This is a genomic window from Nocardia sp. GP40 (genome assembly GCF_050434125.1).
Classification (GTDB): Bacteria; Actinomycetota; Actinomycetes; order Mycobacteriales; family Mycobacteriaceae; genus Nocardia; species Nocardia albiluteola.
Genome location: NZ_JBNPVW010000001.1, coordinates 81,679 through 105,018, shown reverse-complemented (window position 1 = coordinate 105,018; position 23,340 = coordinate 81,679). Strand labels below are relative to the sequence as shown.

Below are 23,340 nucleotides of genomic sequence, written 5' to 3'. Positions count from 1 at the left end.
GCTCCTTAGAGATGCTGGTCGGTAGGACTGTCCGGCCCGGCCGGTCGGCCGCGCCGCAGGAGAAGGCCGCAGACGAGTGCGGCGAGAAGCATGACCACGGCTCCGACCGCCGCCATGGTGTCGAGGCCGTCGGTGAACGCGACGCGCGCGGCGGACAGCAGCGGGTCACCGATGCGCGCGGGCAGCTCGGAGGCGACCCCTGCCGCACCGCCCAGGGTTTCGCGCAGGGTGTGCGCGGCCCGCGCGGGCAGGTCCGCCGGGATCGCCGTTTCCACCCGGTGGCGATAGACGGCCGCGCCGATACTGCCGAGAATCGCGATCCCCAGTGCGCCTCCGAGCTCGCCGCCGGTCTCCAGCACCGCGGACGCCGCGCCGGCGCGCTCCGGGGTCACCGTGCCGACGGCCAGGTCGGTGACGAGGGTCATCACGATCACCAGCCCGGCACCCAGCAGGCCCGCGCCGATCAGGATCGGGATCAGTGCGTGCATTCCGATCGTGGCCATCACGGCGAAACCCGCTGCGGCGATGATGAATCCGGCGGCCACCACGGGTCCGGCCCCCAGCTTCGGGGCCAGCACGGCGGCCAACGGGGCCGCGCCACCCACGAGAACCGCCGGCGCGAGGCTCCACAGCGCGGAGATGAAGGGGCTCATGCCGAGCACGGACTGCAGGTACTGGGTGACGAAAACGGCGTTGCCGACGAGGGCGAACATGGCGAGCAGCTGTGCGGCCACCGATACCGTGAAGGCACGCTGGGTGAACAGACTCGCATCGAGCACCGAATCGGGAACTCTGCGCTGCCGCCGCACGAACAGGGCGCCGATCACCGAGCCGGCCAGCACGCAGGCCAATCGGGCCACGGTGAATCCGTCGGCCGCCCACTCCTTGATCCCGTAGATCGCGGGCATCACCGCGGCCAGCGACAGGATTGCGCTGACTCCGTCGAAAGACCCGCCACGCGCACCGCGGAATTCCGGCAGCAGCAGCGGTGCCAGTATCAGGAGCAGAACCATGGCCGGGATATTGATCAGAAATACCGATCCCCACCAGAAGTATTGCAGCAGCGCCCCACTCGAGATGGGACCGATGGCCACGCCGCCGCTCATCACTCCCGCCCACACGGCCATGGCCTTGGCGCGGTCGCTGTCGTGCGCGAAGATGTTGCGGATCAGCGCCAATGTGGACGGCATGAGTGTCGCTCCGGCGATGCCGAGAACACCACGGGCCGCGATGAGAGATTCCGCATTCGGCGCGTAGGCGGCGGCGAAGGAGGCCGCGCTGAATCCGGCCGCGCCGATGAGCAGCAGTCGCCGCCGCCCGATGCGATCACCGACCGCGCCCATCGTCAGCAGCAGTCCGGCGAGGACGAATCCGTAGATGTCGAAAATCCAGAGTTGTTGTGTCGCCGTCGGATTCAAATCGCGAGCGATGAAGGGCACCGCGAAGTAGAGCACCGAGACATCCATGGACACCAGCAATAAGGGGAGGATCAGGACCGCGAGCGCGGTCCATTCCCTGCGACCCGCGCGCTGCGGGAGTTGATCGACCGTCATTTTCGGCTCGCTTTCGAGATCTCGTTTCGGTCGGTAAGACCTGTGGTACAGCGCCGACGACGCGGAGGCTGCTGCGCCGCCCGTCGACCGGAGCGGCGCGGGGAGAGGGGACGTGTGATCGGGCGTCGCGCTACGGGAGCGGTCTCGAGCGTGAATGCCCGGATTGTTTCGAGCATGCGGAAGCGATGGCCATCGAAGTCGACGAAGGACCGGCTCACGAGCAAGGCCAGCGTCCCGAGCACATCGCCGGTGCACGATTGTTCCAGCGTGTCGAGTGAGGTGCCGTCCGGCAGTGTCGCAAGCTCCCGCGCGAGCCGACGCTCCGGATGGCCGAGTGTCTTCCAGCTCCCGAGGATCGCCGCATGCAGTGAGCGATGTCGTTCCGCTCCATGCTGATTGCCCACCAGCAGACGAAAGCGGTCGGAGAGCCGGTCCAGAATCTGCTGGGGAGTCATGAACCGGACGCGGGCGGCGGCGAGTTCCAGAGCCAGCGGTATACCGTCGAGTCGACGGCAGATGGCGCTGATGGTTGCGGCATTGTCGTCGGCCAGCACGAAGCCGGGGCGTACCGTGCGGGCGCGATCCAGGAACAATTGCACCGCAGCGGATTCCAGGACGTCGGCAGGCACGCAGTCGAGGGGTGGCAGCGCGAGCGGGCGGACCGGGAAGAGCGTTTCCCCGTCGATGCCGAGTGGCTGCCTGCTGGTCGCGAGGATTGTCAGGTTCGGGCACAGGCTCAGCAGCTTCGAGATCGCTGTGGCGACATCGCGCCGATGTTCGCAATTGTCGAGCAGCAGTACCATGCTTCGGCGGCCGATCCGAGCGGCGACGCGACCGAGGGCAGAGTCCTGTGCGACCTGCGGGCCCTCGGCACGAACGAGATCGCCCAGCTGAGCGAGGACAGCTCCGGCTATCGGCTCGAATTCGCCGACCGCGGCCAGTTCGACCAGCCGGCATCCGCCCGACCAGTGCGGTGCCAGCCGGGTGGCGACTTCGACTGCGAGACTGGTTTTCCCGACGCCTCCCGGACCGGTCAAGGTCAGCACACGCACGGTGTCGAGCTGCGCCGCGACCTGTTCCACCTCGTACTCACGCCCGATCAGGCTGGTGATCCTCGCGGGCAGTCGCGAACCGGGTTCGTCGGCGCTGCCGGTCATTTCATCCCGGGCGCGTACGAGCTCGGGGGAAGGCACGACGCCGAGCTCGGCGTGGAGCAGCCTGTGGGTGGCGGCGAACACCTCGTGGGCGCGGCTGTGTTGACCACCGGCCGCAAGAGCCCGGATCACTCTCGCCGCCAAGGATTCCCGCAACGGATGCATCCGCAGTTCGTGTTCGAGCGATACACCGAGTTCCTGTCCGCGGTCCGCGGACAGGTAGGCGTCGGCGCGCGCCTCGACCGCATCGAGCCGCAGTTCGTTCCATCGGTCCGCGTGCCAGTAGAGATCGGGAACATCGATCAGGTCGGCGAATGCCGGACCGCGCCACAGCAGGAGCGCGGCATCGAGTGTCCGCGCCGCCGTTCCGGTCCGGCCGGCCGCCAGCTGAGCCGTGCCCTCGTCCACCAGGCGGAGGAACCGATGGATGTCGATATTGTCGGCATCGACCAGCAATCGATAGCTCGCTGCCGCGTGTTCCATCGCGACGCCGTCCGGCAGCACCGCACGCAGTCGTTTCACCAATGTTTGCAAGGCATTCGCTGGATCTGCGGGCGGGTTGTCACTCCAGATCGTGCCGATCAATGCCGAACAACTCACCGCGCGACCGGGTTCGAGCGCGAGCAATGCCAGCAGCAACCGTACCCGCGGACCACCGACGCGGACCACCGAACCGTCCGCCGCCGAAACCTGCACCTCGCCAAGGAGTGCTATCTGCACCATGTTCCTCACTCACCAAGATCTCGAGTGCCGCTATCGCACTCGCACGGCAAGTCTCGCGGTGATCTGGGCCGTTCGAGGAGGACGAAACGTGCCGTCCGCAATGCAAAAGGTGCCAAATTCCGGGCGATGGAGTCAGTCGCCCCAACGTTGCACGGCGCGACGCGCGGAGCGCACATCCTTGTAGCCGAGCAACGCGGCCTGTCGCGAGCGGGTGAGGACGCCGTCCGCCCGCGCGTTCTCGTAGCGGGTGCGGCGGGCGAGTTCGAGTTCGGCTCGCCAGGTCGTGTCATGTGCTGCCAGCTTGCGTTGCAGCGTGCGCCGACTCATGAACATGCGCGTGGCCACGCCGTCGATCGTGGCCGAATCATCGTGCAGGGCAGCGGAGATGACCGCCGCCAGATGGTCGAGCCAGGTTGTCGCGCGGGGCGGTGGTCCGGGCAGTGTGGCCGCGTATCGTTGCAACACCGCGGCGAGACCCGCGTCCGCGGTGCCCAGCCGGACGTCCAGGTCGGCTCGGCGAAGAGTGATCCTGTCCGCGGGTGCGCCGAATTCGACCTCGCTGGTACCGAATACGCTCACCAGTCCGCGATGATCACGGGGAGCGGCCTGACGGAATTCGACCCGAGCCGGGCTCACCGGCCGCTCGGCGACCAGCCGGCCGCGGGCGAAGATCGCGGCGAGCGCCCACTGCATCGCGAGATCCCGCCCGCGACCGTCCCCGTTGATCATCGTGACCTCGAAACTGACGTCGCGCTCGGTCTCCGGACCCGGTTCGAAACGGAAATTCGTGCTGATCGCGCCCACATACGGACCACACAGAGCCAGTCCCGCACCGACGGTCGGCGCGGTCTTGAAAAGGTAGTCGTACAAACCGACCTGGCCGATCACATACTGCTCGGCAATCCGCACGGCGATATTCGGATCGTCGAGGCAGTGCTCCACCACCTCCCAGACACGCAGATACTGCGTGCTGGGAACCCGATACTCCTCGCCGCCGGCGGCCGTCCAACTGGGCAGGCCCGACTCGCGCTCGATCCGGTCCGGCGGGAGTCCGGCCGACACAGCGTGACGCAATATCGATATCGGCAGAAGAGCATTGTCCGTGGCCTCGAACGACTCTCCGGACTCCCGGTTACCTATCACCTGACACCCTGCTACCAGCTCAGTTCCCATAGCGGGTGTCAGCATCTCCCGCCAGCGGCCGGCCCGCAACTGTCATCCACCATGGGTGACGACCACGCACCTGGGCGTAGTGGCTCTGATACAGGCCGTGCCCGGCGTCGATGTACTCCTTCAGCACGGCATTGGGCGCGATGTCGACCGTGCGGCGGCTGGACAGGTCGATCGGGATCGACTGATCCTGTTCGGTCCGATATGGCCGGTCGGCCACGCCGCGCACTATCCACCACAACGCTGGCAAAGTGCTGGCATCACGATCGCCGGCGTGATCGGAAGCCTGCAGCTTCCGTAGCTCCCGCCTGCCGGACCTGCCCGGGTCAGGGGGCCTAGCTGAGCCGCTTCTTCTCCTGCGGGGACCGGAAAGTCGCGCTCATCGGGGAGCGGTCCAGCGCATGCGATCCCCGCCGGCCCGCTCGTCGATCTTGCCGCGGACGAACTCACCCAGTGGCACGCCTGCGAACTTGCGGAACACCACGGGCCGCGTGCCACGAAGCCGCTCCTCGGCACGGTCCGCCCGCACCTCGTCGACCGGACCCAGCACGCCGCGCAGCTCCCGGTCCGCGCGCTGCCGATTCGCCCGATGGGTCTGGGATCGCCTGCTGGGCAGCGCTTTACGCGAGGCGGGATCCCGACCGAAGACGGCCCGGTGATCCCGCTCGAGGCTGAGCCGCTTCTTCCGCTGCGGGGTACGGTGGGTCACACCCTCACGATACGGTCGCCGTCGAGCGAATTTCGTTGTCCTGGACGATCTCCCGGGTCGGACCGGTGCCCACCGCAGTGGCATGGGCGTCGATGTCGACCGTTTCCGGGCCGCGGATCGCCTGCTCGCAGCGTCTGGCAAGGTCGTGACGGTCCGGCCCGGGAGTCTGGCGCGGGAGCAGCACGATCTCGGCGGTCACGCCCTTGGAGTGCAGCACCCGGCTGACGGAATCCAGAAAGGTGTCAGTCCCGACGAAGCCGGGGACGGTGGACACATTGCCGTCGCGATCGAGGTAGCGCACGCGGATCGGCTGGACCGCAGCGCCGGTGTCGACGGCCGCCTGGTACAGCGCGGGGCGGTGGCGGCCGTGGGCGCGGCCGCACCATGTGGTGCCCTCGGGAAAGACCGTGACGCGATCACCGGCGCGCAGGCGCGCGGCGATGGCCGAGATGACCTCGGGCAGCTGCCGCAGCCGCTCCCGCTCAATGGGGATCACCCGCATGAACCGGGCCAGGCGGCCAAGCAGTGGCCATTCGATCAGGTCGGCACGGGCCACGAAGCCCATCGGCTGCACGGCGGCCAGCGCGATCACATCGGTCCAGCCGACATGTCCGGCGACGACCAGCAGGCCCTGGGGATCGGCGGCGCCGGAGACGAGCTGCCCCTCACCGGCGGCCCGTATCTCCGGCACATCGCCCGCCGGATCGGCACAGGCGAGCGGCTTTTGTGCACCGGCGTCACCGAAACGCTGATCAACGATGCGCAATCCGATTCCGCAGCACCGTAATACGGCCCGGGCATACCCGCGTTGCAGACCGTGCCGCCGCCCGCGCGGGGTAAGTGCATTGACCGCAGGGAAGGAGACGAACAGGCCGACCACGCCCATCGCCCGGCCCACGGCGCGCAGCCCACCGGTCTGCGCGACCGTCTCGACACAGCCGGGACTGCAGGGGCTCGACGGCATCCACGCGTGCACGGGCGCGCCGGGCGGACAGGACAGGACCGAGGAACCCGGAGTCGATAAGGCAGGCACCGGATCTCACCGCCCATCCATGGCAGTGGCGGCGGATTGTAAACGCTCGAGGTAGCGGCGGTTGATGGTGTCCAGGCCGAGCAGGCAGACGAAATCGGCGACCGCGAAGTCGGGATCGTGGGCCGGCTCGCCGCAGATCCACGCACCCAGGCGCAGGTAACCGCGAAGCAGCGGTGGAAGTTTCGGCCGCGCGGGCGGTTCCAGCTCGTCCAGAGTGCGTCCGTCCACGACGACCGGGTTCAACGGGCGCACACGCCGCGCCGGATCGCCGGCGTGCTTGGACAGCAACAGATCCCGCACACCGCGCACGTTCACCCCGGCCGGATCCGCGGGGCTGTCCTGCATGGGCACCGAGACGCAGCCCATCACCCAGTCGTAGCCGGTGAGCTGGATGTAGTGCAGAATGCCCGCCCACATGAGCGTCAGCACCGAACCGTTGCGATGATCGGGTACCACACACGCCCGGCCCATCTCCACCATCCGATGCCCCTCGGGATCCATTGCGGTGAGGTCGAATTCGGTGGCCGTGTAGTAACCCCCGGCCGCCGCGACCCTGTCCGGCGGCAGCATCCGATAGCAGCCGACGAACTGATCGGTCAGCTCGTCGCGCACCAGCAGGTGGTCGCAGTGCTCGTCGAAGACGTCGGCGTCCAGCCCGTCCGCACGCTCGGGGATGTTGAAGCCCGGTTCTCCGGCGAACACCTGGTAGCGCAGGCGCTGCGCCGCGGTACGGTGCTCGAGATCGGAGGACACCACGAGGGAGTATTGTGGCTGCGTCGAGCGGGCCGCCCCCGGAGTGAAAAGGGCGGTATCTGATACTGCCTTTGTCGCCATGTCCTGATGAAGCCAGCCCGAATCGGCCCTGGGGCGACCGCCGAGTGTCGTTTCGATGCCAGTCGGGTGAACGAGACGAGCGTCACACCGGACGTTCACCACGCCGATGCGCCCAGTTCGCCCAGTTTCCGAACAGTCTCGTTGCCGGACGCCTGCTCGTGATCTTCACACCCGTCCGATCCCCGATCGTGACCTCGTGATCGCCGCGCCCGGCGGAGTGTGCAAGATACTCGACGATGCCGCGGACGCCGCCGACGGCCCTTGCCGACGCTTTCCCGGGACATCCCGGGGCGTGCGGCTCCGACCCCGCTGTCGCTCAGGCGTTCTCCCGCGCGAAACTGCGCGCGCCGACCACGACGAGCGCCAGCGAGACCCCGACGGTGAGCCCGGTGCCGAGGTACACCTCCGAGGCGCGGCACGGACAGGCTGTTGAGCACCGAGGCCAGGGTATCCTCCGAGCGGGCCCACAGCGCCAGGGCGTAGGAGCCCGAGGCGAGCCCGGCGGCCATCACCGCGATCAGCAGCACCGAGGCGAACAGCCCGATGATTTTGGGCCGCAGCGAGAATGCCACCCCCTCGGAAGCGCCGCCATAGGCACAGCCGCGAGATTCACCAGCGGCGCACGGTCGCCTGCGAATGCGAGCGGATCGCCTCGGACTCCTCCTCCGGCACGTACACCGACTGCACGGCGACGCGCCCCGGCCCGACCAGCCGCAGCCAGATGCTCCGATAGCTGAAGCTGCGCCACCATCCCAGGCCGCGGGTGTGCGGATATTCCAGGTGCAGGTGCGCGGTCACCGACAGATCGCGGTACAACAGCGCCGACGGCTTGACCAGCAGGCTCTGCCCCGGAGCCAGGTCGCGAATGAAGGTGTTGCCCGGCGAGTGCAGGAGCAACAGCCCGGGGCCGCCCTGCGCGGTGAAGATGTCGCCGAACATGCCCAGCGGATAGTGCGTCTTGCGGTCGTCGCCGGAACCGGTGACGAACCAGACGTTGTTGTTGGCCCAGTCGTAGGAGATATTGCCGCTGGCCCCCAGGAATCGGTGCTCGTGCACCCACATTCGCTGATTGTGCGCCAGCGGCAGCACGACGATGTCCCCGGCGTGGGTGCCGGCCAGCGCGATGTGCCCGGGCCCGCGGCCGGTCATCATGACCAGCGGCAACCCGCCCATCATCCGCTTCCACGCACCCTTGAGGCTCATCCTGTCCAGCTGTGCGCTCGGATCGGCCCAAAGCAGGTGGTGGTGCGAAAAGTAGATCCAATCACCCTGTGCGAGGGCGAAATCCGCGGCCGGGAGCAGGGTTCCCTCGATCTGACAGCGGGATTGGCCGAACTGGATCCGGGCCATGTCCCGGATCGCGGGCTGCTTGGTCCAGCCCGAGGCACTGACGGCAGCCTGGATATCCACCGGCGCACCGCAATTGGGGCAGGTGCGGGCGTTGGGATCGCTGGGCTGACGGCAGAACAGGCAGGTGTAGGCGGGTGCATTCATCACGGCCTACCCGGACCGGTGGTGCACGTACATCGACTGGATGCCGACGCGGCCGGGGCCCGTCATCTCGGCCAGATACAACCGGCCGAACAGCCCCACCTTGATGTTCTGCGGCACCGCCTGCATCTGCACGGTGGCGTCCTTGTAGAGGAATCCGCCCGGCTCGACCAGGATCTTCTCCCCCGGCCGCAGCATCCGCTCGAAGACGTTGCCGTAGCCGTGCAGCATCAGCAGCCCGGGATACCCCTGGGTGATGAAGCGGTCCATGTACATGCCGTTGCCGCCGTGCAGGACGTTGGCCAGGCCCTTGATGCGCACGAAGGAATAGTTGATGCTCCCGGACGCCAGCAGGAAGGCGTGCTCACGCACGTCCAGTTCCATACCCGGATGCATCGGCAGCACCACCAGCTCGCCCGGCGAATCCCGGGAGAACGCCACCCGGCCCGGCCCCTGGGACACGGTGATCACGTGCGGCATCCCGGCCAGCGAGCGCTTCATGCCGCCGCCGGTGTTGAGCGCGAAGATCGGGACCTGCTCGTCCTTCCACAGCATCACGTGATGCTCGTAGTACACCTGATCGCCTGGGCCCAGCGCGATCTCGGCCACCGGCACCAGCTCGCCCTCGACCTGGCAGGTGCTGTTGCCGAACCGGAATTCGGTCATGTCCCGCAGCCGCGGCGCCTCCCGCCAGCCCGAATCGCTGACCTTGTTCGCCTCGTCCAGCGGCGCACCGCAACTGGGGCAGGTCCGGCCGGTGCCGGGCGGCGTCTGCACCCCACACCAGTCGCACTGCAGCTTGTCCACTGCCGAATCCTCCCCACGCGCAACCGGTCCGCGACCGGCTCATGTCGAAATCGAGTAGAAGGTAACACCCGTGAGCGATCGGTCCGAAACCGAATTCCGGGTACGCGGTCATTGCGGTGTGCTCTCGGCCGGAAGCCACCGCGGCATCCCGGCCGACAGCGCGCCGGGACGAGGACGAATTCAGTCGGAGTTCGGATCCCGTTCCGGCAGTGGGCGTTCCACGACAACGGGACGGCCCAGCGGCGTCCGGACGCGGCGCTTGGCGGCCTGGTACACCTGAATTGTCTCGGCCGCGACCACATCCCAGGCAAAATCGGCCGTCAACCGCTCTCGCGCGGAATACGCCCGATCCTGGGCCGCGGCCGGATCGTCCAGCACCGCGCAGACGGCCTCGACCAGCCCGTTGACATCGGCCGGCTCGAAGGACGCGCCGGTGACCCCGTCCACCACCAGCTCGCCCAGTCCGCCCGCGCTGGAGGTCACCAGCGGAATTCCCGCCGCGGCCGCCTCCAGCGCCACGATGCCGAACGGCTCGTAGCGGCTGGGCAGCACGATGGCATCCGCCCCGTGCAACCAGCCCAGCAGCTCGTCGTGATCCAGGCGCCCGACGAAATTCACCGCCCGCGCCACCCGGTGCGTGCGGGCCCGCTCACGCAGCCAATCGAATTGGGTGCCCACGCCCGCGACGGTCAGCGTGGCGCCCGGATGCGCGCGGCGGATCCGCGGCAGCGCCGCGATCGCGTCCTGCACGCCCTTCTCGTATTCCAGCCGCCCGACGTACAGCAGCCGCGGCGGCCCCGTGCGCGGCGCGCGGGTGCGAAAGGACCAGGCGGCCACGTCGATTCCGTTGCGGATCACCTGGATCGGCACCCGCTCGGCGCCGTAGAGCCGCTCCACCTCGTCCTGCATCGAGGCCGAGCACGTGATCAGCGCGTCGGATTCGTTGGCCAGCCACCACTCGACCGAATGCACCTGCTTGTTGACCCGGCCCGACACCCAGCCGCTGTGCCGCCCGGCCTCGGTGGCGTGGATGGTGGAAACCAGTGGCACGTCGAAGTATTCGGCCAGCGCGATCGCCGGATGCGCGACCAGCCAGTCGTGGGCGTGCACCACATCGGGGGCCCAGCCCTCGGCGATGCCGGGCTTGCTCAGCGCCACGCCCGCGCGCACCATCGCATGGCCCATCGCCAGGGTCCAGGCGAGCATGTCCTCGCCGAAGTCGAAGGCGGGCGGATCCTCGGCCACCGCGACGACCAGCACCCGGTCCTCGATATAGGAGTACGTGGGATGGCTGGAGGCATCGGTGCCCATCGGGCGGCGCGCCAGCACGACGACCTCGTTCCCGGCGGCGGCCAACTCGGTGGCCAGGTGATGCACGTGCCGGCCCAGCCCACCGACCACGACCGGCGGGTACTCCCACGACACCATCAAGATCTTCATGCGGGGTACCTGTTTTCCATTGGCAATACCGGGTCCGGGGAGCCCACGCCCAGTCGCCGCGCATCCAGCGCCGGGAACAGCCCGTCGGCCGCGCTCCATCCTGCCGCCAACTGCCGTGCTTTGGCTAGCTGACCGGACGCCAACATCGCCGCGATCTCGCGCACCGCGTGCGCGTGCTGGTGGGCGCGGTCGCGCGCGTATCCGGCCGCGGAATCCTTGCTGACCATGAATGCCCAGTCGCTGGAGACCGCGAGGACGGCCTCCCGCAGCAGCTGGTCCGCGACCGGATCCCGCACGTCGGCGCGACCCGCATCCGCGCGGTGCTTGTCCAACGTGTCCAGCGCGAACTGCACGATCTCCGCGTTCAGCTCGACCAGATCCCGCACCTGGTCCCCGGCCCACACCCGCCAGTCCTTGCCCGAGCCCCACGACGAGTCGGCCAGCGGAACCGGTTCTCCCACATAGCCATCGGCGCGGGCATCGGCGAGCGTGCCGACGGTGACCCCGGCCTCGGGCAGCGCCCGCAGCACCTGCTCGAGCCACTGCGGGCCCTCGTGCCACCAGTGCCCGAACAGTTCGGTGTCGAAGGCGGCCACCACCAGCGCCGGACGCCCGATCCGGGCGGATTCGGACAGCAGCCGCTCGCGCACCGTCTCCACGAAGTCCGCGACATCGCGGCGCACCGCCGCCGCGGCCAGCTCGGCGTCGTAGGGCGCCTTGTCCTGCCCCTCGACCTTCTTGCCCGTGACGCGGTACGGCTTGAGCCCGGTGGCGTGATCGTAATGATGGAAGTCGCGATAGGCGCCGTGCCCGGGATACCCCGACTTGGGCGACCACACCCGGTAACTGACCTGCAGATCCCGCCCGAACGCGACCACATCCGACTCGTGCACGGGTCGCCCGAGCGTGGTGTCGCCGCGCAGCGCGGGCCCGTCGACCATGAAATGCGTCACACCCGCCGCGGCATAGCCTCGTTCCATGCCCGGGGTGAACCCGCATTCGGGCGCCCAGATGCCCGAGGGGGTGTGGCCCCAGCGATGCCGGGCATCGGCCAGCCCCTCGGTGAGCTCGAAGGCACGCAGGCGCGGATCCAGCAGCGGCTGGAACGGGTGCGCGAGCGGCCCGCCGAGCAGTTCGATCGTCCCCGCGTCGATCAGCTCGCGCCACACCGGCGACCCGCCGTGCCGCCATCGCTCCTCGAAGTCGGCCAGCGCCTCCGCGGCCAGGGCGTGCTCGCGGCGTCCGAGCGCGAGATTGCCCGCCATCGCGGCCTCGTCGGCGCGCAGCTGCCAGTTGCCGAGCCAGTGATGCATCCCCGACAGGCAGTGCGGGTCGTCCAGCTGGGCGGCCAGCACCGGAGTGATCCCGAAGCTCAGCAGCCGCGAACGCCCCTCGGCGGCAAGGGTTTTCAGTACCCGCGCGACGGGAATGTAGGAGGCGGCCCAGGATTGGTACAACCATTCCTCACCCACCGGCCACCGGCCGTGATGGGCCAGCCACGGCAGATGCGAATGCAGGACCAGCGTGAACCGGCCCGGTACTGCCTCACTCACGGCTTCACCGCGATCGCCACCAGGTCCAGGCTCGCATCGATGCGGGGATCCCAGCCGTCGGTGGGCGCGAGGTCCAGCTCGAAGTCCTCGGTGCGCACCGCCGCGACGTCCGCGGCCAGGTCGGCGGGCCACGGCTCGCCCGCCAGCGCGCGCTCGATCTGGGCGTCGATGATCGATCCGCCCCACTTGCGGTCCAGCGCAACCACTTCCGGCCCGTGATGCACGCCGGTCATCACCTCGACCCGAAATCCCGCCTGCACCAACAGCTCCGACAGCTCCGCAGCGTTGAGCTCGCGGGTGTGGAAGGGGTTCAGGGGCGTATCGCGGCCCGGCGAGAACGTGATCCGGTTCGGCGTGCTGATCAGCAGCTCGCCGCCCGGCGCCAGCACCCGCAGGCATTCGCGCAGGAATTGCGCCTGGTCCCAGAGATGTTCGATGACCTGGAAGTTCACCACGACATCCACCGAGCCGTCCTCGAGCGGAAGCTCGGCCAGGTTCCCCTGGAGCATCTCCACGCCCGGATACGCGGCGCGCACGTGTTCGACGGCGCTCGCGTCGTAGTCCAGCCCGATCACCCGGGCCGCGACACCGCTGATCATGCTGGCGCCGTAGCCCTCTCCCGATCCGGCCTCCAGCACCGTGCGACCCGCGCAGCGCGAGAGCAGTCGCGCATAGGCGATCTCGTGGCGACGGAACCAGTAGTTCTCCTCCGGGATGCCGGGCACCGTCCGCTCGCCGGTCAGTGGCAGCGGATCGAGGGCATCGGACTGGGAGGAAACGGCCTCACTCATTCACCCGACGTTAGCGGTTGCCCGTATCACACCGACGCCCGGAGGTGGCGATGCAGAACATCACATCCTAAGTTACCCATGAGTAACTTAACGTAGGGTAATGTCCCGAGCTGAGCTACTTCGTGGACGTACGACACCCGTGCGACCCCACTTCACGTGCCACCAGAACAGGAGGTCGACGAAGACCAATGCCGAACATCGTCGTACTGATCAAGCAGGTTCCCGACACCTGGTCCGAGCGCAAGCTGACCGATGGTGACTACACCCTCGACCGGGAGGCCGCCGACGCCATCCTGGACGAGATCAACGAGCGCGCCGTCGAAGAGGCCCTGCTGATCAAGGAGGCGCAGGGCGGCGAGGTGACCGTGCTCACCATGGGCCCCGACCGTGCCTCCGAGGCCATCCGCAAGGCGCTGTCCATGGGCGCCGACAAGGCCATCCACATCAAGGATGATGCGATCCACGGCTCCGACGCCGTCCAGACCTCCTACGTGCTCGCGGCCGCGCTCGGCCAGATCGAGGGCATCGAGCTGGTCATCGCCGGCAACGAGGCCACCGACGGCCGCGGCGGCGCCGTGCCCGCGATCATCGCCGAGTACCTGGGCCTGCCCCAGCTCACGCATCTGCGCAAGCTGACCGTGGACGGCGAGCGGATCACCGGCGAGCGGGAGACCGACGAGGGCGTGTTCAAGCTCGAGGCCACACTGCCGGCCATCGTCTCGGTCACCGAGAAGATCAACGAACCTCGCTTCCCCTCCTTCAAGGGCATCATGGCCGCCAAGAAGAAGGAAGTGCAGACCTTCACCCTGGCCGACCTGGGCGTGGATCCCGACACGGTCGGCGTCGCGAACGCGGGCTCCGCCGTCTCCGGCGTCACCCCGAAGCCGGCGCGCACGGCGGGCGAGAAGATCGTCGACGAGGGCGAGGGCGGCAACCAGATCTCCGCCTACCTGGTCGGCCAGAAGATCATCTGATTCCCGCCCCTCGAGCAACCCCCAGGAGATAAAGACAATGGCAGAAGTACTTGTGCTCGTGGAGCACGCCGACGGTGCGGTCAAGAAGGTCAGCACCGAACTCCTCACCGCCGCCCGCACGCTGGGCACCCCGGCCGCGGTCGTGCTCGGCCCCGCCGGCACCGGTGACAAGCTCGCCGACGCGCTGGCCGCGGCCGGCGCCGAGAAGATCTACGTCGCCGAGTCCGACGACGTCGACGGCTTCCTGGTCACCCCGAAGGTCGACGTGCTGGCGGGCCTGACCGAATCGGCCGCCCCCGCCGCCGTGCTGGTCGCCGCCTCGGCCGAGGGCAAGGAGGTGTCGGGCCGCCTCGCCGCCCGCATCGGCTCCGGCCTGCTGGTCGACGTCATCGACGTCAAGGCCGACGGCTCGGTCGCCCACTCCATCTTCGGCGGCGCGTTCACCGTGGACGCCAAGGCCACCGGCGACGTCCCGGTCATCTCGGTACGTCCGGGCGCCATCGAGGCCGCGCCGCAGCAGGCCGCGGGCGAGAAGGTGACCGTCGAGGTCCCCGCGCAGGAGGAGGGCGTCACCAAGGTGATCTCTCGCGAGCCCGTGGTCGGCGGCGACCGCCCCGAGCTCACCGAGGCCGCGATCGTGGTCTCCGGCGGCCGCGGCGTCGGCAGCGAGGACAACTTCCACAAGGTGGTCGAGCCGCTGGCCGACGCGCTCGGTGCCGCGGTCGGCGCGTCGCGCGCGGCGGTGGATTCCGGTTATTACCCGGGTCAGTTCCAGGTCGGCCAGACCGGTAAGACGGTCTCCCCGCAGCTGTACGTCGCCCTCGGCATCTCCGGCGCCATCCAGCACCGTGCCGGCATGCAGACCTCCAAGACCATCGTGGCGGTCAACAAGGACGAAGAGGCGCCGATCTTCGAGATCAGCGACTACGGCATTGTCGGCGACCTGTTCAATGTCGCCCCGCAGCTGACCGAAGCGGTCAAAGCGCACAAGGGCTAGCTCGCGAGCAGCACCTATAGTGGCCCCGGCTGGAAACAGCCGGGGCCACTGGCGTTTTCGGCGGGTCGAGTTTATAACGGTTCGGTCGCTACCGACCCGAAAGGCTGCTAATGTTGGCCCCCGTCGGGTCATGGAGCGATCGATGTCCTATTTCCAGTGGGTGTCGGTCGTGGATTCACTTGTCCCGTAGGTATTTCTAGATCTTCCCGATGGGCGCACGGCATCAGTGACCCTTCGGAACAAGAGCATGAGTAGTCCGGGGCCGCGGTAAACGCGGCCGACAAGTTCAGGAAGGCGAGGCGGCCGGGCACCCGGCGACTGGGGAACTGATGAATCAATCTACTGCCGTGACGATTTCGTGGACCCTCGCCGGAGTACTCCTCGTCGCCGTCGTGGCGGCGGTGTACGCGGCGTTCTATGCTGCGCAGCAACACGCCCGGGCAGAGGCCGCCGCCCGCGAGTTACGCTCCCGCGAGGACGAGCTCGAATACTTCGTTACCAGCACAATGAATTTCGCCGCCGAGGCGGGGCGGCACGCGGAGGCCCAGGTCGATCTGCCCGCCGGGGCAGAGCGCTTCCCGCGGCTGCTGCGCGGGCTGGCCGAGCGGTACATCGGCGATCTGCGCGCGATGCAGGCCGAGACCCGGGAGCGGGTCCGGCGTGAGGCCGATTACGAGACCCAGCAGGCGGTTTCGCGGGCCGAGGCCGCCGGTCGCGCCGAGGTCGAGGCCGCCCGGGCCGAGGTGGAGAAGGCGCGCTCGGATGTACAGTCCACCTCACAGGAGGTGACCAGTGCCGCCGTGCGCTCCTTCGGCACTTCGGTCGTGAGCCTGGGCGCCGACGTCGGCCAGGTGCTCAGCGAGGCACTGCGCCGGCACCGCAGCGACGACGTCTACGAGACGCTCACCATCATCGACCACAACGTGCAGCAGATGATTCGTCAGGCGCAGTCCTACGTCATCGTCTGTGGCGGTCTGCCCGGCCGGCGCTGGCCCCAGCAGTCGCTGACCGATATCGTCGGCGGCGCCATCGGCCGCGTGCGTGACTACACCCGCGTGCGGTCCGGTCAGCTGGAGCGGACCGTCATCAGCCGTGCGGTCGAGCCGCTGGTTCACACCCTGGCCACGCTGCTGGACAACGGGTTGCGCTACTCCCCCCCGACCTCCTTCGTGGACATCGGTTTTCAGGAGGGGCACCACGGCGTCACCGTGATCATCGACGACGCGGGCGTCCGGATGAACGCGGAGCAGATGGAGGAGGCCCGCCAGGTACTGGCCGGCGAGCGCGCCATCGATATCCACCAGCTCGGCCCCGCGCCCCGCGTCGGACTGCCCGGCGTGGCGGCCCTGGCGCGACGGTACGGATTCAGCGTCTACGTCGACGGGCCCAACGCCTACGGCGGCATGCGCGCAATGGTGTTCGTGCCCGAGTCGCTGCTGACCGAGCGCCCGTCCGCCGACTCGATCGCCCCCGCGGTTTCACCCCCGACGGCGGTGCCGTCCGTGGCTCCGATGATGCCCACCGTATCCGCCGTGGCACCCGTGGAACCGGTTGCGCCCCAGCCGATCACCCCCGCACCGATGCCGCAGCCCGAGCCGATTCGCGAGCCTGTGCCTATGCTGGAGCCGGTGTCCGTCCATGATTCGTCATCTACCCGCGATTCGGAGCCAGGCCTGGACTCGGTGCCGTTCCAGGAGAACGAACCGGTCATCAAGCAGGAGCCGATGACCACCTCGACCGTTTCCGACATAACCCCCGGCGGGTTACCGCGCCGACGCCGCAGAACTGTCTCGGTATCCAGCGTCTCTCGCCTATCCGCCGGACCCGAGTCCGATTCCGCCGCACTGCCACACCCTGAGATCGCCGACGCGTGGCACCGCGGTTCCCAGAGCGGCCGCGCCGCTTACGGCGAACACACCGAAGGGATGACATCCTGATGGGCACACCCGCTACAGCCGTCACCGACGGCAACAAACTGGCCTGGATGCTCGAGGACCTCAACGTTCCCGGCGTCCGCTTTGCGGTCCTGCTGTCCGAGGACGGCCTGCGCATCGCGCACGTCGGTGCGATCACCCTGGACGACGCGGAACGCTTCGCCGCCGCGTCCTCCGGACTACGGTCACTAGGCAAGGCCCTCGGCGAGTTCTGCGGCTCGGCGAATTCGGTGCGGCAGAACATGACCGAGTACAACGACGGCATGATCTTCATCACCGCGGCCGGCGAAGGCGCCCTCATCGGCGTCTCCACCACCACCGAGGTCGATGTCAGCCTGGTTGCCCATCGGATGAACGAGCTCGCCGGCCGGGTCGGCCGCGAGCTCGGTAGCCTACCGCGCCAGCACTAAGCGATGAGTCGGCACCGGCGCGACCCCGATCTGGTGCGGTCCTATGTCCGCACCGGCGGTCGATCGCGGCCCAGTCGCGAGCTGGATTTGGTGACACTCGTTGTGGCGGCGCAGGATCCGTCACCCGCCTCGAGTCCCGACGCGCGCCGGGTACTCGGAGTCTGCAGCCGCAGCCGGGTGCTCTCCCTCGCCGAGATCGCCGCCTATCTGGATCTGCCACCCTCGGTGATCAAGATCCTGGCCGCCGACCTGTTGGACAGCGGCCACCTTTCCACACCGGCCCCGGCTCCGGCCGTGCCGGAGCTTGCTTTGCTCGAGGAGGTACTCAATGGGCTCCGCGCTCTCGCCGTCTGAGCCTGCGCTGCAGTCCAATCGCCCTGTTGACTACGTTCCCGAGACAGTGACCCGGTCGGTCAAGCTCTTGGTGGCCGGTAACTTCGGGGTTGGCAAAACCACCTTTGTGGGCAGCGTGTCCGAGATCAAACCCCTGCGCACGGAGGAGACGATCACCGAGGCCAGCGTCGGCATCGACGATATGGCGGGCCTACCGGGCAAGGTGACCACCACCGTCGCAATGGATTTCGGCCGTATTACGCTGAATCCGCAACTGGCGCTGTATCTGTTCGGCACCCCCGGACAGCGCCGGTTCGTCCCGCTGTGGGAGGAACTGTCGCGCGGCGCACTAGGGGCGCTGGTCCTGGTAGACACCCGGCGCATCGACAAGGCCGACGAGGTGCTGGCCGTGCTCGAGGAGCGCGGGGTGCCGTATTCGGTGGCGGTCAACGAATTCGAGGGTTCGGAGCGCTATCCGCTCACCGAGATCCGCGATGCACTGGATCTGGAGCCGAGCACGCCGCTCACCGCGTTGGACGCGCGGGACCGGGGCACCTGCCTGCGATCGCTGATCACCTTGGTGGAGTATCTGTTTCACCGCCAGTCGCAGGGCTGAGCACCGCTCCCCCGCCGTCGTCCCGGCATTCGAGTGCCCGTCGTCCCGCCATGTTCCGGCCGGGGCGACGAGCACTCGGGTCCCGGCCACGGGCATGCCCGGCCGACTGCGCGGTCAGGAGCTGTGCAGCGCCGCCAGCAGCGTGACCAGGATCGGCGAGAGTCGCACGTCGCTGCGCACGACGGAGGACACCGGGATGCGCAGCGGACGCCCCGCGAGGTTGAGCCGCGCGAGCCCCTCCAGGGGACTGTTCGCGTACAGGATGGTCCAGGCGTCCGGGCGGTTGATCAGTTCCATGGTGGCGGTGTGGTCCGGCGGGATCGGCGGGCCGAAGGTGGGACGGATCGGTAGGTCCGCGAATGCGGCGCGGACGACCGTGTGAAGCAACACCTGTTCCTGTTCCGGGGGCAGCAGGAGCGGATAGCTACCCAACTGAGTGAGTGTGACGTCCTCGCGTCCGGCGAGCGGATGGGTCGTCGAGGCGGCCAGCACGAGGTCCTCCACCCACAGTTCTTCGACCGTCAGACCGGGCTGATCGACGCTGCCGCGGATGAGAGCAAGATCACAATCGCCGTCCGCGACCGCCGCGATGCGCTGGCGGAACGGTTTGATCACGAACTCGATCTCCGCACCCGGATGCGCCTCCCTCGCGCCGGCGATGGCCGACAGCGATCTTGTTGCGAAGGACATGTTCGCGGCCAGGCGAATCCTCGGCCCGGATGCCCGCACAGCTGCGCGAATGGCAGATTCGAGGCTTAGCATCTGTTTCGCAAGGGGAAGTAGCCGAGCGGTTGCGTCGGTCGGGACGACCGAGCGCGTCGAGCGTTCGAAGAGCTGTACACCAAGATCATGTTCAAGTCTGGCGATCTGATGACTGATAGCCGATTGCGATATGAAGCACCGCGAGGCGGCCCGGCTGAAGCTCAACTCCTCGCACACCGCGACGAAGTACGAGAGCTGCCGCAGTTCCATCACGATCTCCATTCATGAGGGATCCAGATAAGAGTCATCTAAATTATGCGCCTGACCCGTGAAACGGTCTGCTTCCGAATCGCGTTTACTAATGACAGAAGGAGGATGTCATGCAGAACGTGGACGCGGGAATCGAAGCCGCAGAGGTTGTCATTGTCGGATCGGGCTTCGGCGGGCTCGCCGCCGCGAAGCAGTTGAGCAAGTCGGGGGTTGGTTACGTCCTCATCTCGAGTACGCCCGAACACCTCTTCCAGCCGCTGCTGTACCAGGTTGCGACCGGTGTGCTCCCCGCCACAGACATTGCCCCGCCGATCGCGCAGGTGCTGCGCCGCCACAAGGGCGCGGACGTGCGCCTGGGCAAGGTCGTCGGTGTCGACGCCGATGCCGCGGTACTCACCTACGACACGGCCGAGGGCCAGAAGCAGATCCGGTACGGCTCGCTGATCGCGGCCACCGGCGCCAACCAGTCGTATTTCGGCCGTGACGATTTCGCCGAGAAGACCTTCTCGCTCAAGACCATCGACGACGCCACGCGGCTGCGCGCGCAGATCGAGCGCGTCTTCGCCGAGGCCGCGGGAGCGGACAAGACCACCCGGGAGCGGCTGCTGAGCTTTGTGGTCGTCGGGGCCGGGCCGACCGGCGTCGAGGTCGCCGGTCAGCTGAAGGAGCTCGCCAAGCGGCACTACCACCAGGAGATCTCGGTCACGCTCGTCGAGGGCGCGGGCGCGGTGCTGCCCCCGTTCGGCGGCACCCTGTCGGAGTACGCGCGGGAATCGTTGAGCGGCAGCGGGGTCGAGGTCCTGCTGGACACCTTCGTCACCGATATCGACGAGGGCAAGGTGACCGTCAAGTCGAAGGACGGCGTCGAGCGGGGCATCGCGGCGGAGACCGTGGTGTGGTCGGCGGGCGTTGCGGCCGGCGGATTCGCCGCGCTGCTGGCCGAGGCCACCGGCTGCGAGACCGACCGCGCCGGGCGGCTGCTCATCAACCAGGACTGCACCGTGGGCGGGCGTGCCGATATCTACGCCATCGGCGATATGACCTCGCTCAACGGTTACCCGGGCCAGTCGCCGACCGCGATGCAGGAGGGCCGCCACGTCGCGGACATCATCCGCCGCAAGAAGCAGCCCGGCACCCCGTTCGTCTACTGGGACAAGGGCTCGATGGCGGTGATCAGCCGCTTCAGCGCCGTCACCAAGGTCAACGACAAGATCAAGTTCACCGGCCTGATCGCGTGGGCGACCTGGCTGGCCGTGCACCTGTTCTACCTGGTCGGCTTCCGCAACCGGTTCATCGCGGTGATGTCGTGGCTGGTCGCCTTCATCGGCACCGGGCGCCCGGGATTCGCCGAGGTCGAGAAGACCGCGGCCGAGGCGATCACCGAGGAACGCCGAGCGGCATAGCTCCGCGCATCCTGCCCTCCGGTACCCACCGGAGGGCAGTGTCGTATCCCCGGACGGCCTCGTCGCGCACCAGGAAGGGCCGCACGGTCGCCTCGTGACACCGCACGCTCGGCATCGGCGCACAGCCACGACTCCGCCTGCGCCGCACCACAATCCGGCGCGTGCCGCGATACTCGGCCGCGCTCGATGCGCGGCCGGGCGCCGTATGCTCATGCCTCGCGTGCCACCTCCGCGTCCGTCGTCGCCATCTCGAACAGATCCTGCGCGAGCGCGTCCGGGTGGACCCGCTCGAACTCGCCCGCGTCCACCGAGTCGAAGTGACCGGTGTCGAATACCTGCTCGGCCGCACTGGTCTCGATGAGCCTGCCGATCAGCAGACTACCCACGCGCACGCCCCGCGGGCGCACCTGTTGGTCCACCGAATAGAGGTAATTGAGCAGGCCGGACTGGGGCACGCTCACGCTGGCCAGCATCGTCCGCGGGTGCAGCACCGAACTGCCCTGCGCAACGAGGATCGCGCCGGATCCGCGCTCGATCATGCCCGGCAGCAGGGCGTGCATGATCCGGACCGGGGTCGTCAGGTTCGTAGGCAGCCAGGCCCGCAGGGTGTCCGCGTCCAGGGCGAGCGCATCCACCGGAAGCCGATCGAGACCGGACGGGCTGTACAGCACGACATCCGGAATGCCGTGGTGCGCCCGCAAATCCTTCAGCGCGACATCAACCTGCGGGTCGTCGGCCAGATCGGCCACCTGCACATCGGCCTCGACGCCGTCGGCCGCCAGGACGGCGCGCATCTGCTCGAGCCTGTCCGGGTTGCGGGCGATGAGCGTGACCGAGTATCCGGCGCGGCCGAAGCGACGCGCGGCCGACAGGCCGAGAGCGGGACCGGCGCCGAAGACTGCGAGATGAGCCATGGGGATGTCCTTTCACGAAGTTGAGAGGGTACTCAATTTGAGCACCCTCTCAACTTAGCGCGAAGTCGAGGGGGCGTTCAAGTTGTTAGGCTGGAGGCATGGTCGAGGCGGTCGGAACGGCGACGAACGCGGTCCCGGGCAGCGCGCGGCCGCGCCGCCGGGACGCCCGCGACAACCGGGAGAAGGTCATCGCCGCCGCCCGGGCCCGATTCACCGCCGAGGGCCTGGACGCCTCCCTGAACGCGATCGCGCGCGATGCCGGGGTCAGCATCGGAACGCTCTACAACCACTTCCCCACCCGCGACGCGTTGATCGGCGAGGCGATGCTCGAGCGGGTCGAACGGTCGGCGCGCAGCGCCGAGGCCGCGCTCGCGGCCCCCGACCCGTGGACGGGTCTGGTCGACCACCTGACGGCCCTGGCCCAATGGCAGGCGGTCGATCGCGGATTCACCGACCTCTGCGTGCGCTCGCTGCCGCCCGAGAGCCCCCTCGAGATCACGAAGATGCGCGGGCACAGGCTGTTTCGCGAGGTGATCGCGCGGGCGCAGGCATCCGGCGCGCTGCGCGACGATGTGGACGTGACCGATATCGGACTGCTGCTGTGGTCGGTCGTGCGCGCGACCGACGGGGCCCGCGAGCGCGCACCCGAGGCCTGGCGGCGGCACATGGGCGTGCTGCTCGACGGGCTTCGCAGCGGCGCCGCCCATCCCCTGTCCGGGCCGGCTATCGACGACGAAACATTAGGTGCGGCAATGCGATCGGGGCACTGATCCGTCACCGGCGCCACAGTGGCGCCTGACGGATCGGGTCGCGGAAGTCAGCGGGGCATACCCGATCACGGAGCAAGGTCGCGCGAAGGCCGAGGCCCGCGGGCGAACGTCTGGCTGAATCCGCCGCGGCGGGTCGAGTCGATACTCAGCCGTCGATGAGGAAGTCCTTGGCGGCGGCCAGGATTCGTTCGGACAGCTCATCGTCCGCGGTCGCCCGGGACAACATCAACGCGCCCGCGAGCACGGCGAGCTCGACGAGATGGTCGCGGTCGGCACCGCCGGAACGGTTTTCGTCGAACTTGGCCAGGTCGTCCAGGATTCCGTGCACGCCGTCGAGGTAGGCCTCGCGCAGCGGGCTGCCGGGCTCGGCACGCGCGACATCCCCCGCCAGCGCGGCGATCCCGCAGCCCTGCCCCGGGGTGTCGCGATGCGGGGTGGACAGGTATCGCTCGACGAATACGCGGCGCGCGGCGGGTTCGTCCGGACCGGCCGCGAGGATCTGCTCGCGTTCGCGTTCCTTCTCCGCGTTGGCCGCCGAACATGCCTGCGCCACGAGATCTTCCTTGGACTTGAAGTGCCGGTAGAACCCACCGTGGGTGAGCCCGGCCGCGGCCATCACCTCGGGCACGGTGACGCCGCCGACGCCCTCGCGCCGGACCAGCGCCGAGGCGGCGTCCAGGACCTCCTTGCGATGTACTTCCGCCTGCGCTCGGGACGATCGCGGCATGTGGTCCCCTTTCCTCGGCTCTCCGTCTCCAG

At 68.5% G+C, this 23,340-nt stretch carries 23 protein-coding genes; 8 read left to right on the top strand and 15 right to left on the bottom strand.

Annotated features, from left to right (window positions below):
* Window positions 1-5 precede the first annotated feature (5 nt).
* From ABH933_RS00405 to ABH933_RS00350, 12 genes are all read right to left on the bottom strand, one after another.
* A complete protein-coding gene (locus ABH933_RS00405; protein WP_429413727.1) occupies window positions 6-1,553 on the bottom strand; it encodes an MFS transporter in 1,548 nt (515 codons plus the stop codon).
* A complete protein-coding gene (locus ABH933_RS00400; RefSeq protein WP_429413724.1) occupies window positions 1,550-3,430 on the bottom strand; it encodes an ATP-binding protein in 1,881 nt (626 codons plus the stop codon). The genes ABH933_RS00405 and ABH933_RS00400 overlap by 4 nt, the downstream gene beginning before the upstream one ends.
* 132 nt (window positions 3,431-3,562) lie before the next feature.
* Window positions 3,563-4,492, bottom strand: coding sequence for an AraC family transcriptional regulator ligand-binding domain-containing protein (locus ABH933_RS00395; protein WP_429413721.1), 930 nt, complete (start codon window positions 4,490-4,492; stop codon window positions 3,563-3,565).
* Window positions 4,493-4,592: 100 nt separating this feature from the next.
* Window positions 4,593-4,820: a hypothetical protein gene (locus ABH933_RS00390; RefSeq protein WP_429413718.1), complete on the bottom strand. Its 228-nt coding sequence runs from the start codon at window positions 4,818-4,820 to the stop codon at window positions 4,593-4,595.
* Window positions 4,821-4,979: 159 nt separating this feature from the next.
* Window positions 4,980-5,309: a hypothetical protein gene (locus ABH933_RS00385; protein ID WP_429413715.1), complete on the bottom strand. Its 330-nt coding sequence runs from the start codon at window positions 5,307-5,309 to the stop codon at window positions 4,980-4,982.
* A gap of 4 nt (window positions 5,310-5,313) precedes the next feature.
* Window positions 5,314-6,342, bottom strand: a complete 1,029-nt coding sequence (locus tag ABH933_RS00380; protein ID WP_308166684.1) for a lysophospholipid acyltransferase family protein — start codon at window positions 6,340-6,342, stop codon at window positions 5,314-5,316.
* Window positions 6,343-6,348: 6 nt separating this feature from the next.
* Entirely contained in the window at window positions 6,349-7,176 is an 828-nt protein-coding gene (locus tag ABH933_RS00375) for a GNAT family N-acetyltransferase (protein WP_429413711.1), read from the bottom strand.
* 609 nt (window positions 7,177-7,785) lie between these two features.
* Window positions 7,786-8,670: an AIM24 family protein gene (locus ABH933_RS00370; protein ID WP_429413708.1), complete on the bottom strand. Its 885-nt coding sequence runs from the start codon at window positions 8,668-8,670 to the stop codon at window positions 7,786-7,788.
* A gap of 6 nt (window positions 8,671-8,676) precedes the next feature.
* Window positions 8,677-9,474, bottom strand: coding sequence for an AIM24 family protein (locus tag ABH933_RS00365; protein WP_215918594.1), 798 nt, complete (start codon window positions 9,472-9,474; stop codon window positions 8,677-8,679).
* 180 nt (window positions 9,475-9,654) lie between these two features.
* Window positions 9,655-10,914, bottom strand: coding sequence for a glycosyltransferase family 4 protein (locus tag ABH933_RS00360; RefSeq protein ID WP_429413705.1), 1,260 nt, complete (start codon window positions 10,912-10,914; stop codon window positions 9,655-9,657).
* Window positions 10,911-12,467 carry a 1,4-alpha-glucan branching protein domain-containing protein gene (locus tag ABH933_RS00355; protein WP_429413702.1) on the bottom strand — a complete coding sequence of 519 codons (1,557 nt, stop codon included), beginning with the start codon at window positions 12,465-12,467 and terminating at the stop codon, window positions 10,911-10,913. Before ABH933_RS00355 ends, ABH933_RS00360 begins: the two co-directional genes overlap by 4 nt.
* Window positions 12,464-13,258, bottom strand: a complete 795-nt coding sequence (locus tag ABH933_RS00350; protein WP_429413699.1) for a class I SAM-dependent methyltransferase — start codon at window positions 13,256-13,258, stop codon at window positions 12,464-12,466. Before ABH933_RS00350 ends, ABH933_RS00355 begins: the two co-directional genes overlap by 4 nt.
* Before the next feature lie 188 nt (window positions 13,259-13,446).
* On the opposite strand from ABH933_RS00350, the gene ABH933_RS00345 reads away from it, so the two are divergent.
* The 6 genes from ABH933_RS00345 (at window position 13,447) to ABH933_RS00320 (ending at window position 18,522) form a co-directional block, all read left to right on the top strand.
* Window positions 13,447-14,232 carry an electron transfer flavoprotein subunit beta/FixA family protein gene (locus ABH933_RS00345; RefSeq protein WP_429413696.1) on the top strand — a complete coding sequence of 262 codons (786 nt, stop codon included), beginning with the start codon at window positions 13,447-13,449 and terminating at the stop codon, window positions 14,230-14,232.
* Window positions 14,233-14,269: 37 nt separating this feature from the next.
* Complete coding sequence (locus ABH933_RS00340) at window positions 14,270-15,229, top strand: electron transfer flavoprotein subunit alpha/FixB family protein (RefSeq protein ID WP_429413693.1); 960 nt, start codon at window positions 14,270-14,272, stop codon at window positions 15,227-15,229.
* A 347-nt stretch (window positions 15,230-15,576) separates the two neighbouring features.
* Window positions 15,577-17,166, top strand: a complete 1,590-nt coding sequence (locus tag ABH933_RS00335) for a sensor histidine kinase (RefSeq protein WP_429413690.1) — start codon at window positions 15,577-15,579, stop codon at window positions 17,164-17,166.
* A complete protein-coding gene (locus tag ABH933_RS00330) occupies window positions 17,166-17,573 on the top strand; it encodes a roadblock/LC7 domain-containing protein (RefSeq protein WP_429413687.1) in 408 nt (135 codons plus the stop codon). Before ABH933_RS00335 ends, ABH933_RS00330 begins: the two co-directional genes overlap by 1 nt.
* Before the next feature lie 3 nt (window positions 17,574-17,576).
* Window positions 17,577-17,927 (top strand): DUF742 domain-containing protein, encoded by a 351-nt coding sequence (locus ABH933_RS00325; RefSeq protein WP_429413684.1) that lies wholly within the window; start codon window positions 17,577-17,579, stop codon window positions 17,925-17,927.
* Between the two features lie 46 nt (window positions 17,928-17,973).
* A complete protein-coding gene (locus ABH933_RS00320; RefSeq protein WP_308166681.1) occupies window positions 17,974-18,522 on the top strand; it encodes a GTP-binding protein in 549 nt (182 codons plus the stop codon).
* Window positions 18,523-18,636: 114 nt separating this feature from the next.
* Here ABH933_RS00320 and ABH933_RS00315 read toward each other — a convergent pair whose 3' ends face one another.
* Window positions 18,637-19,494 (bottom strand): LysR family transcriptional regulator, encoded by an 858-nt coding sequence (locus ABH933_RS00315; protein WP_215918584.1) that lies wholly within the window; start codon window positions 19,492-19,494, stop codon window positions 18,637-18,639.
* A 110-nt stretch (window positions 19,495-19,604) separates the two neighbouring features.
* Here ABH933_RS00315 and ABH933_RS00310 point away from each other — a divergent pair, with 110 nt between their 5' ends.
* Window positions 19,605-20,897, top strand: a complete 1,293-nt coding sequence (locus ABH933_RS00310) for an NAD(P)/FAD-dependent oxidoreductase (protein WP_215918583.1) — start codon at window positions 19,605-19,607, stop codon at window positions 20,895-20,897.
* A 209-nt stretch (window positions 20,898-21,106) separates the two neighbouring features.
* Here ABH933_RS00310 and ABH933_RS00305 read toward each other — a convergent pair whose 3' ends face one another.
* Window positions 21,107-21,811 (bottom strand): SDR family NAD(P)-dependent oxidoreductase, encoded by a 705-nt coding sequence (locus ABH933_RS00305; protein WP_429413679.1) that lies wholly within the window; start codon window positions 21,809-21,811, stop codon window positions 21,107-21,109.
* A 98-nt stretch (window positions 21,812-21,909) separates the two neighbouring features.
* Here ABH933_RS00305 and ABH933_RS00300 point away from each other — a divergent pair, with 98 nt between their 5' ends.
* Window positions 21,910-22,581 (top strand): TetR/AcrR family transcriptional regulator, encoded by a 672-nt coding sequence (locus ABH933_RS00300; RefSeq protein WP_215918581.1) that lies wholly within the window; start codon window positions 21,910-21,912, stop codon window positions 22,579-22,581.
* Window positions 22,582-22,726: 145 nt separating this feature from the next.
* On the opposite strand, the gene ABH933_RS00295 is transcribed toward ABH933_RS00300, so the two are convergent.
* On the bottom strand, window positions 22,727-23,308 hold the full coding sequence (locus ABH933_RS00295) for a TetR/AcrR family transcriptional regulator (protein ID WP_429413675.1): 582 nt from the start codon (window positions 23,306-23,308) through the stop codon (window positions 22,727-22,729).
* Between the last annotated feature and the right edge of the window lie 32 nt (window positions 23,309-23,340).